This window comes from Lachnoclostridium sp. (assembly GCF_031997925.1).
Lineage (GTDB): Bacteria > Bacillota > Clostridia > Lachnospirales > Lachnospiraceae > Lachnoclostridium.
On sequence record NZ_DAMADT010000014.1, the window covers coordinates 44,091 to 53,796 of the forward strand.

Below are 9,706 nucleotides of genomic sequence, written 5' to 3' on the forward strand. Positions count from 1 at the left end.
CCAAAATCCGCATCAAAGACAATCGGAACGTGGAGCTCCTCTAAAACTGACAAGATAGCCTCTTCATATGTGGTGTCTGTGTTGGTTTCAAAAAAGCAAGGACGACCGAAAACAAATCCCTTGGCATATTGAAACCATCCAGCTTCTCTTAAATTCCAAAGACCAGTAAATAATTCTTCCGAATCTCTACTAAAGCTTTCTAAATACCATACGATCCCATCCTCTTTATATTTTTCTATAAACTGAGTCGTTTTATCATACTTTGTTCCGACAAGGTTTAGTAAAACATCAAGACACCCACCAAGAAATCTTCCTTCTATTAAGATTTCATCTTCATCACGAGCATTTCTCCAGCAAACTTCTTTGTCAGAATCATATCCTTCATATCCTGTTACCTTTTTCTTAAATCCATCCATGTAGAAGTCAAAGCTCTCTTGTTGTATGCCCTCCCCTTGTAACAGTTTTAGATTATTCTCTAAGGAGTGATGCCATTCTTCCATGCCGAAATCAGAAAAATTACACCCATACACGGTAGCAATATCACAGCCAACGGTGACAGTATACAAAAGGCCCGTTGGATCAGAATATCCCTGCAACCATTTTGGATTCTTTACAAATTTATCATAATCAAGAAGTGGTAACATCTCTAGTAAATAATCTCCACCAGAGACCATTATGATTGCTTTCACCTCGTCATTTTCTAACAATTCTTCTAACTGCTCTTTACGCTCCATAGCAGAAGAACTACGGCTTTTAAAGCTAACTCTGGTATTTTTAGTCTCAAGAACTTTATAGCCGACCTTATCTAGCTGTACTTTAGCATGATCAAGTCTTACTGCATCCAATACATCTGGTTTTCCGTCAGAGCAAGCTGTAACTCCAATCGTATCACCTTTCTTTAATAATGATGGGTATATCATATCTTTCATCCTCCTAAAGCATACTATCTAATATTCTACCACGTATGAATTTGAGCCACAGGCAGAAATTTGTATGTGAAGTGTCTTTATTTCACACTACTTTAGTGTAAGCAATAATCTGATTTAATACAAGGAAAAACTTGTTGTATCATTAAGTAAACATTAAAATATAATGAAAATGCTTGATTATTCAAAAAAATCTGGTATGATAGGTCTATAACAAATGGTTTCCATTTGTATCAAAATAAAATTTAATCCAATATCCAGTATAAGTGGGGGAGTAATTCACGTAAACTTTTGCTTACGCGGCAATTTCCAACATCATGGCTTCGTGCCTGGTTTGCCTTAGAGAATGAGACTCATGTATAACTTTTATTTTAAGTTATGCATGAGTTTTTTTGTTGCATAGTTGGTAAACACTATCAAATAGAAAGTAAGCTAAACTTCATTGTGGGCAAAACTTTATTATCAAAAACTTCACTTTGGATAAGTATGGTGTGACTATATTCATTGAAAATTTTCACCAAGATTAAATTTGAAAGATAATACATACGATGTTATCTAATTGCTATGTAGAAATCTACACTAATAAGAAAGGGAGATTTGAATGAACTATTACTTAAAATCTACTGATGATGTACTAAAAGAGATCAGGAGTCAATCGACAGGTCTTACATCGAAGGAAAGCGAAGAGCGTCTTTTAAAAAATGGTAAGAACAAGTTAAAAGAAGCGGAGAAAGAATCACTTATTGCTAGATTCTTTTCACAAATGAAAGATCCTATGACAATTATCCTGTTGTGTGCTGCTACTGTATCCGGTATCACTGCTGCCTATGCACACGAATCTTTCGCTGATGTATTAATTATTCTTGCGGTAGTAATCATTAATGCAATCCTAGGGGTAACACAAGAAAGTAAGGCTGAAAAAGCAATTGAAGCTCTTCAAGAAATGGCAGCTGCTACAAGTAAAGTTCTACGAGATGGTGTAATACAAAGCATTAAAAGTGAAGATCTAGTTGTCGGTGATGTCATTCTACTTGAAGCAGGAGATGCAATTCCTGCAGATGCAAGATTATTAGAAAGTGCCAGCCTTAAGGTGGAAGAAGCTGCCCTTACCGGCGAAAGTGTTCCAGTTAATAAAAAAATTGATAAATTAACCCTTGGAACAGAAAAAGATATTCCTCTCGGCGATAGAAAAAATATGGTCTATATGGGTAGTGTTGTCGTATATGGCCGTGGTACTGCTGTTGTCACTGCAATCGGTATGGATACTGAAATGGGTAAGATTGCAGATGCACTTGCTAATGCAAAAGAAGGACGTACACCATTACAAATTAAATTAGCACAATTAAGTAAAATCTTAACCGTACTTGTTGTTGGAATTTGTATATTCATTTTCGGATTCAGTTTATTAACTGCTGAAACCATTAATGGTGAGGTTGCCTTAAATACCTTTATGGTTGCCGTAAGTTTGGCTGTCGCTGCTATTCCTGAAGGCCTTGCTACTGTAGTTACTATTGTACTTAGTATTGGTGTTACCAATATGAGTAAGAAAAATGCAGTGATTCGTAAGCTAACCGCAGTAGAAACACTTGGTTGTGCACAGATTATCTGTAGTGATAAAACCGGTACTCTTACTCAAAATAAGATGACTGTAGTTGAGCACTTTGGAGAAAAAGAAGACTTATTAGCTACAGCAATGGCACTTTGTTCTGACGCTCAGCTAGATGAAACAAATAATGCAGTTGGTGAACCAACCGAATGTGCACTTGTAAATTATGCGACAAAATTATCTCTCAATAAAAATAAATTAAAAGAACAACAACCTCGTGTTGTAGAAGCTCCATTTGATTCAGTTCGTAAGATGATGAGTACCGTTCATAAGACAGCTGATGGAATTGTTCAATACACCAAAGGTGCTCCAGATGAAGTTTTAAAATGTTGTACTCATGCATTATATCAGGGTAAGGTCGTTCCATTAACAGATTTTATCCGTAACGAGATTCTTTCAAAGAATAAAGAAATGGCAGATAAAGCACTTCGTGTTTTAGCTGCTGCATACAGAAATTATGAGAGTGTTCCAACCGATATTAACCCTGAGAGCTTAGAAAAAGAGTTAGTTTTCGTTGGTCTTACTGGTATGATTGACCCTATCCGTCCAGAGGTAGTTGGTGCAATTACAGAATGCAAAAAAGCTGGTATTCGTCCTATTATGATTACTGGTGACCACCGCGATACTGCTGTTGCTATTGCAACACAGCTTGGAATTATCAAAGATGCAAAAGAAGCTATCACTGGTGCAGAATTAAATGAAATCTCTGATGAGGCATTTAAAAATGAAATCGAACGTTATTCTGTATACGCTCGTGTACAGCCAGAACATAAAGTTCGTATCGTAAATGCTTGGCGAGCAAAGGGCAAGATTACTGCAATGACCGGTGACGGTGTTAACGATGCTCCAAGTATCAAATCTGCTGATATTGGTATTGGTATGGGTATTACAGGTACTGACGTTACAAAGAATGTTGCTGATATGGTACTCGCAGATGACAACTTCGCTACAATTGTAAGTGCAGTTGGAGAAGGTCGCCGTATTTATGATAACATCCGTAAAGCTATTCAGTTCTTACTTTCCAGTAACTTAAGTGAAGTGTTAAGTATTTTTGTTGCTACAATTCTCAGTTTTACAATACTAAAACCAGTTCACCTTTTATGGATTAACTTGATTACAGACTGTTTCCCAGCGTTGGCTCTTGGTTTAGAAAAGTCTGAAAAGGATATAATGGAACGTAAGCCAAGAAGTCCGAAGGATGGTATTTTTTCCGGAGGTCTCGGCGTCGACGTATTATACCAGGGTGTTCTGGTTACGGTTATCACATTAGCGGCTTATTTTATCGGTCATTACATGGAAGCTGGTGTTTGGGAAATTGCAAACAGTGCAGATGGTATGACAATGGCGTTCTTAACGATGTCCATGGCTGAGATTTTCCACTCCTTTAACCTACGTAGCCAGAGAAAGAGTATTCTTCATATGAAACACCACAATATTTTCTTAATTGGTGGTATGGCATTAAGTCTTATTCTTACTACTGCAGTAATTTATATACCAGGTGTTAATACTGCCTTTGGCTTTGAGCATATTTCAATTCCTGAATACCTCGTAGCTTTAGGACTTGCATTCTTAATTATTCCAGTTGTTGAAGTGGTGAAATTCTTCCAGCGTAAATTTGGTAAGAACTAATCCTTACTATACTTGAGGAATTAAGAAACGGGATTATTCTTTAGATGAAATGGTATTATTCTTAAATATGAAACGGTATCTTTCTTAGTTAAAAAAACAGTATACTTTCAAATTTAGGCAAAAATAGGAGCAGACTCACTAAGTACTTAGTGTGGATGTTCCTATTTATTAAAGGTTCTAAATCCATTTATAAGTTATGCTCTTTGTATGGAATACTTAGGATTTTATACTCATTTTATACTTTATTAGTTGACATTTCCTCCTATTTATACTAAATTAGTATTAATATATACCAATTTTTACAAACATAAGAAAATATTAGGAGATTATACGAATGGGAAAAATGAAACGAATTATTTTAAACAGTTTATTACTAGTTACTCTAATGTTCTCCATCACTTCAATTAGTTATGTAGCCCCTACTAAGGTATTCGCTGCTACATCTACAACATCTAAACCGAAACTCACCTCTACCAAGAAAACGTTATATAAGGGTTATAAATCCTATTCCCTAAGTTTTAATAATCTTAGTAAAGCCGCAAAAGTTTCCTATAAGTCAAGCAATTCTAAAATTGCAAAAGTAGATTCTACTGGAAAAGTGACACCATTAGCAAAAGGTACTGCAACTATAACAGCTACCGTCAAGCAGAACAATGAAACTTATTCACTTAAGGCTTATATCACGGTTAAAGATCCATATATTAAATTAACAGCTACAACCAAAGAGTTAAAAATAAATGAAACTTTTACATTTAAAGCAAATACATATGGTATCAGTGATAAAATTACCTGGAGTGTATCCGACGAAAAACTTGCCTCTATTGATAGTTCAACTGGTAAGGTAAAAGCAAAGGCTGGTGGAGAGGTTACTGTTACAGCTAAAGCAGGCAAATATAAAAAGACTTATAAATTAACAATAGGTAAGTTAACCGCTGAAGGAATATATAAAAAATGTAGCCCTTCTACTGTAGAAATCATAGCAAAATATGATAATGAATATCTTAATTCACAAGGTTCCGGATTTTTCATTGATAAAGGTGTAGTAGTAACAAATTATCATGTTATAGAAGGTAGTACCAACATAGTAATTACTACTAGTAACAATAAAAAATACAAAGTGAATAAGATTTTAGGTTACGATAAAGAGCTCGATATTGCAATACTAAGTATCCCTACTAATAACACAAGTTTGGTTATCAATAAAAAAGGTGCTAAAGTAGGCGAAGTTATCTATGCACTGGGAAGTCCATTTGGACTAACTGGAACACTAACAGAAGGTATCGTATCATCTGCTTCACGTATTTTAGACGGTGCTAATTTTATGCAAATATCTGCCTCCATATCTCAAGGTAATAGCGGTGGTCCTTTAATTAATGCTTATGGAGAAGTTATTGGTATAAATACTTTAACTTACTATGATGGCCAAAATATAAATTTTTCTTTGAATATTGCGCAGTTAGATAAAGTTGATACTTCTAAACCTCTTACGATGACAGAATATGCTGAAAAATATAAGTCTGAGTTGATAGAGGAATTATATGAAGAACAAATAATTGTCGAAGATGATGCATTAAGTACAAGCATGGAAACATGCCAAACAATTCCAATTGGTTTCTGCGCAATTGGTAGTACAGAAACTCCAGATAACTTGATAGATTACTATAAAATTACATTAGAAACCCCTGGAATATTACACTTAGCACTTAGCTCCTCCTCATTATTTTTAAAAGGTGATATTATGAGTCTCTCATTTACTTTATTAAATAAAGATGGTACAATTGCATATCAATCTACTTTATATAAAGATGATGATGAAGATATGGATGAGTATGCGATGTGGATAATCGATACAGAACTACCTGCAGGTGATTATTATCTAGAAGTCAAATTGGATTCAAATTATAAGGATGGAACTAATTCATACTTTGTTTTTTATTCTGAAGATTAGTAATTAATAGCCGTTACATAACTTAAGTGAGACCTTAGGTTGTGTAGCGGCTTTTTGCTAAATTACATTAGTTAAAACTAAAGTCATGATCTATAAATTATTAATTCTTCTTAATGCCTCTAGCGTATTTTCGTACGTACCAAATGCAGTCAGCCGGAAATATCCTTCTCCACTTGGTCCAAATCCTGAACCAGGCGTACCAACAACAGATGCATTCTGAAGAAGATAATCAAAGAAATCCCAAGAAGTCATGCCATTTGGTGTTTGCAACCAGATATAAGGTGCATTGACACCACCAAATACCTGATATCCTGCTTCTAGTAATCCATCACGAATTAATCGTGCATTGTTCCTATAATAATCAATCTGTTCTCTCGTTTCTGCCATTCCTTCTGGGGAATAAACCGAAGCACCAGCTGCCTGAATAATATATGGTGCACCATTAAACTTTGTACCATGGCGTCTTGCCCATAGACTATTTAAAGAAACACCGCCGCTGGTTAGTTCCTTTGGTATTACTGTAAAACCAAGTCTAGTACCTGTAAATCCAGCATTTTTACTAAAGCTACGAAGTTCAATTGCACATTTTTTAGCCCCATCACATTCATAAATGGTATGAGGACAATCTTCTTCGCTAATGTATGCCTCGTAAGCAGCATCGTATATAATAACTGCCCCTTTTTCAATTGCATAATCTACCCACTTCTGAAGTTCCTTCTTTGTGATTGCAGATCCTGTAGGATTGTTAGGGAAACATAGATAGATGATATCTGGAGTATCCTTAGGTAGCATTGGTACAAAATTATGTTCTTTGGTGCAAGGCATATAGATGACATTACTCCACTTACCAGTAGTAGTATTAAATTCACCAGTTCTACCAGCCATTACATTCGTATCCACATAAACAGGATATACTGGATCACAAACTGCTATCTTATTATTTTCTGCAAATATATCTCCAATGTTGCCAGAATCACTTTTCGCACCATCACTAATGAAGATTTCATCAATCGCAATTTGAACTCCTCTCGCTTCGTAATCATGTTTTGAGATTGCACTTCGTAAAAATTCATATCCAAGGTCTGGGGAGTAGCCTTTGAAAGTCTCCTTTGCTGCCATTTCCTCTGTAGCTTTATGAAGCGCACTTATGATGCTTGGAGCAAGAGGTAGTGTCACATCACCAATACCTAAACTAATTACGTTCTTATCTGGGTTTTCTTCCTTATAGGTTCGTACTTTCTTTCCAATTGTTGAAAATAAGTAACTACCTTGTAATTTTAAATAGTTTTCATTAATTTTAAACATTGTACCCTCCATTCCAGCGCATGTTTTTATTTCACATTTATATTTGTACCGTGGATTACAAGGCACAAATTAATGAAAAATTACTTTCTATATCTCTATCCCACCCTCAAAAACCGTAACAGCTGGCCCCTTCATAAATAGTCGATTCTTCTCTCTGTCATAACGAATGACAACGTCACCACCTAACATATGAACTGTCACTTCATCCTCCGTTAAGCCATTTAAGATAGCTGCATACACAGAACATGTTGCACCGGTTCCACAAGCATGAGTTTCTGCAGAGCCACGCTCCCAAACACGCATATTGACAGTTTTACGATCAAGGATTTGTACAAACTCCGTATTAATCTTTTCTGGAAAGAATGGATGCTCTTCAAACAATGGACCATAGTTTTCGATTGGGAAAGAGTTGGTGTCCTCAATAAAGGTAACAGCATGAGGGTTTCCTACCGAAACACCTGTGATGAAAAATTCGCGATCTGCAATTGTGATTGGCATATTGATTACCTGTTCCTGCTCAACTGCAATCGGAATTAATGTAGACTCTAAAACTGGTTCACCCATATCAACCGTTACTTCTGTTACTTTCCCGCCGTCAACGATTAATTCTAAATATTTCACCCCACCTAATGTTTCTATCGCTAGGCTTGTTTTCCTTGTCATACCATGGTCATAAACATACTTACCAACACAGCGAATTCCGTTTCCGCACATTTTCCCTTGTGATCCATCTGCATTGTACATATGCATTGTAAAATCTGCGATTTCAGATGGTTTGATTAAGATTAATCCATCAGAACCAATCCCAAAACGTCGATCACTCACTTTTTTTGCCACTTCATTTGGATTGTTTACGGTTTCCCCAAAACAATTTACGTAAACATAATCATTTCCGCAACCTTGCATCTTTGTAAAATTCATATTAATTACCATGCCTTTCTGCAAATTTTGGGCCACTGGCATAAATTTGCGTGTACACTAATCCCAAGTGCATGCTTTAACACTCATACCGATCAAGATATTACTATTCACTGTGTACTTACAGTATGGGCTTCCTTTACTCATACTTGATACCTAAGAAGTTTTGAGATTCATACAGCTACCATTTCTCTTTCTAATAACAAATATGATTTATTATAAACAGATATACGCTTAAATTCAATATTTCAGCCGCTTTCATAGGATAGAAATTTCGAATACTTATGATGTATAAAATGAATACAGTTACATCATAGTCAAAATCATTTCAGCTGTTTCTACCATATCCGTACCACTATCCATACTGGTCTTTTGGATGTATCGGTGCGCCTCCTCTTCCGTCATCTTATTGCGTTCCATTAATAGCTCTTTGGCTCTAGTGATAGTTTCTAGCTGAACTGTGGTACGATCTTTTGGTTTATTCTTATCCCTTTTCTTTCGGCGCATATATTTGTATGTCATCAACTGAAGGGTATTCAGAAGATCTTGTATCTTAATAGGCATACTAAGGCTTAGAATATTACCATCTGCACAATCTAGTAGTTTTTGAGGGGAAGCTAATAATAGCATCTCAAATCCACGAGGTAGGTAACCATTTAGCTCCAGGTATATCATATCTGGCAGACGAAATCCGCAGATAACGATTCCTTCATCAAGTTCATTTGCTACCATGATTGCCTGTGCACCGGTAGTACAGGTCGCATTCACTTCGAATCCGCCACTCACTAAGATATTTCTTATGTTATTCGCGTCCTCAATCTTTGGGAATGCTATGATTATACTCAGCAAATTTGACCACCTCCGTTACAATTTTTTCTCCTAAATACGGTTAAGGTATTGGTCAATCTCCCATTCAGAAACCTGCGTACGATACTGGGACCATTCTACTCTCTTCGCTCTTATATAAGTGTGGAAAGCATGACTTCCCAGTACTTCTCTCATAAACTCACTCTTTTCTAACTCATCTAAAGCTTCACCTAAACTGCTAGGAAGATTGCGAATTCCCATAGCAAGTCTCTCTTGGTCGCTCATGGAAAAGATATTCTTATCGACTCCTACCGGAGGAATCATCTTACTCTTAATACCATCTAGCCCCGCTGCCAAACATACTGCTAGTGCAAAATATGGGTTGGTGGCTGAGTCAGGGCTGCGTAATTCCACTCTAGTTCTTTCTTCCCTTCCGTCTGGAATTCTGATAAGTGGGCTACGATTGACAAGAGACCATGCAATATAAACAGGTGCCTCATAACCAGGCACTAACCTCTTATAGGAGTTAACCAAAGGATTTGTAATCGCAGTCATACTTGGAGCATG

Annotated in this window: 6 protein-coding genes and 1 pseudogene; 2 read left to right on the forward strand and 5 right to left on the reverse strand. The window is 36.3% G+C overall.

Going from position 1 to position 9,706, the window contains the following annotated elements; translation table 11 throughout:
* The coding region (locus RTP52_RS10805; RefSeq protein ID WP_312371231.1) for a S66 family peptidase at positions 1-920 on the reverse strand (920 nt) is incomplete at its 3' end.
* A gap of 607 nt (positions 921-1,527) precedes the next feature.
* Between RTP52_RS10805 and RTP52_RS10810 the strand changes: the two genes are divergently transcribed.
* Both RTP52_RS10810 and RTP52_RS10815 read left to right on the forward strand, forming a co-directional pair.
* Positions 1,528-4,161 carry a cation-translocating P-type ATPase gene (locus RTP52_RS10810; protein ID WP_312371234.1) on the forward strand — a complete coding sequence of 878 codons (2,634 nt, stop codon included), beginning with the start codon at positions 1,528-1,530 and terminating at the stop codon, positions 4,159-4,161.
* Positions 4,162-4,495: 334 nt separating this feature from the next.
* Entirely contained in the window at positions 4,496-6,109 is a 1,614-nt protein-coding gene (locus tag RTP52_RS10815) for a trypsin-like peptidase domain-containing protein (RefSeq protein WP_312371237.1), read from the forward strand.
* Between the two features lie 90 nt (positions 6,110-6,199).
* Here RTP52_RS10815 and RTP52_RS10820 read toward each other — a convergent pair whose 3' ends face one another.
* The 4 genes and pseudogenes from RTP52_RS10820 to RTP52_RS10835 form a co-directional block, all read right to left on the reverse strand.
* Positions 6,200-7,414 (reverse strand): LL-diaminopimelate aminotransferase, encoded by a 1,215-nt coding sequence (locus tag RTP52_RS10820; protein WP_312371240.1) that lies wholly within the window; start codon positions 7,412-7,414, stop codon positions 6,200-6,202.
* Positions 7,415-7,501: 87 nt separating this feature from the next.
* Entirely contained in the window at positions 7,502-8,335 is an 834-nt protein-coding gene (gene dapF, locus RTP52_RS10825; RefSeq protein ID WP_312371283.1) for a diaminopimelate epimerase, read from the reverse strand.
* 303 nt (positions 8,336-8,638) lie between these two features.
* The gene (locus tag RTP52_RS10830) at positions 8,639-9,181 is read right to left on the reverse strand and encodes an ANTAR domain-containing response regulator (RefSeq protein WP_312371242.1); all 543 of its coding nucleotides are present in this window, start codon (positions 9,179-9,181) and stop codon (positions 8,639-8,641) included.
* A 30-nt stretch (positions 9,182-9,211) separates the two neighbouring features.
* Positions 9,212-9,706, reverse strand: a pseudogene (locus RTP52_RS10835) (type I glutamate--ammonia ligase); the annotation flags it as partial.

Bases quoted from the DNA above. Each gene is read 5' to 3' on its own strand.
- RTP52_RS10810 (WP_312371234.1), top strand. From the start codon at position 1,528: ATGAACTATTACTTAAAATCTACTGATGATGTACTAAAAGAGATCAGG.
- RTP52_RS10815 (WP_312371237.1), top strand. From the start codon at position 4,496: ATGGGAAAAATGAAACGAATTATTTTAAACAGTTTATTACTAGTTACT.
- RTP52_RS10820 (WP_312371240.1), bottom strand. From the start codon at position 7,414: ATGTTTAAAATTAATGAAAACTATTTAAAATTACAAGGTAGTTACTTA.
- dapF (WP_312371283.1), bottom strand. From the start codon at position 8,335: ATGAATTTTACAAAGATGCAAGGTTGCGGAAATGATTATGTTTACGTA.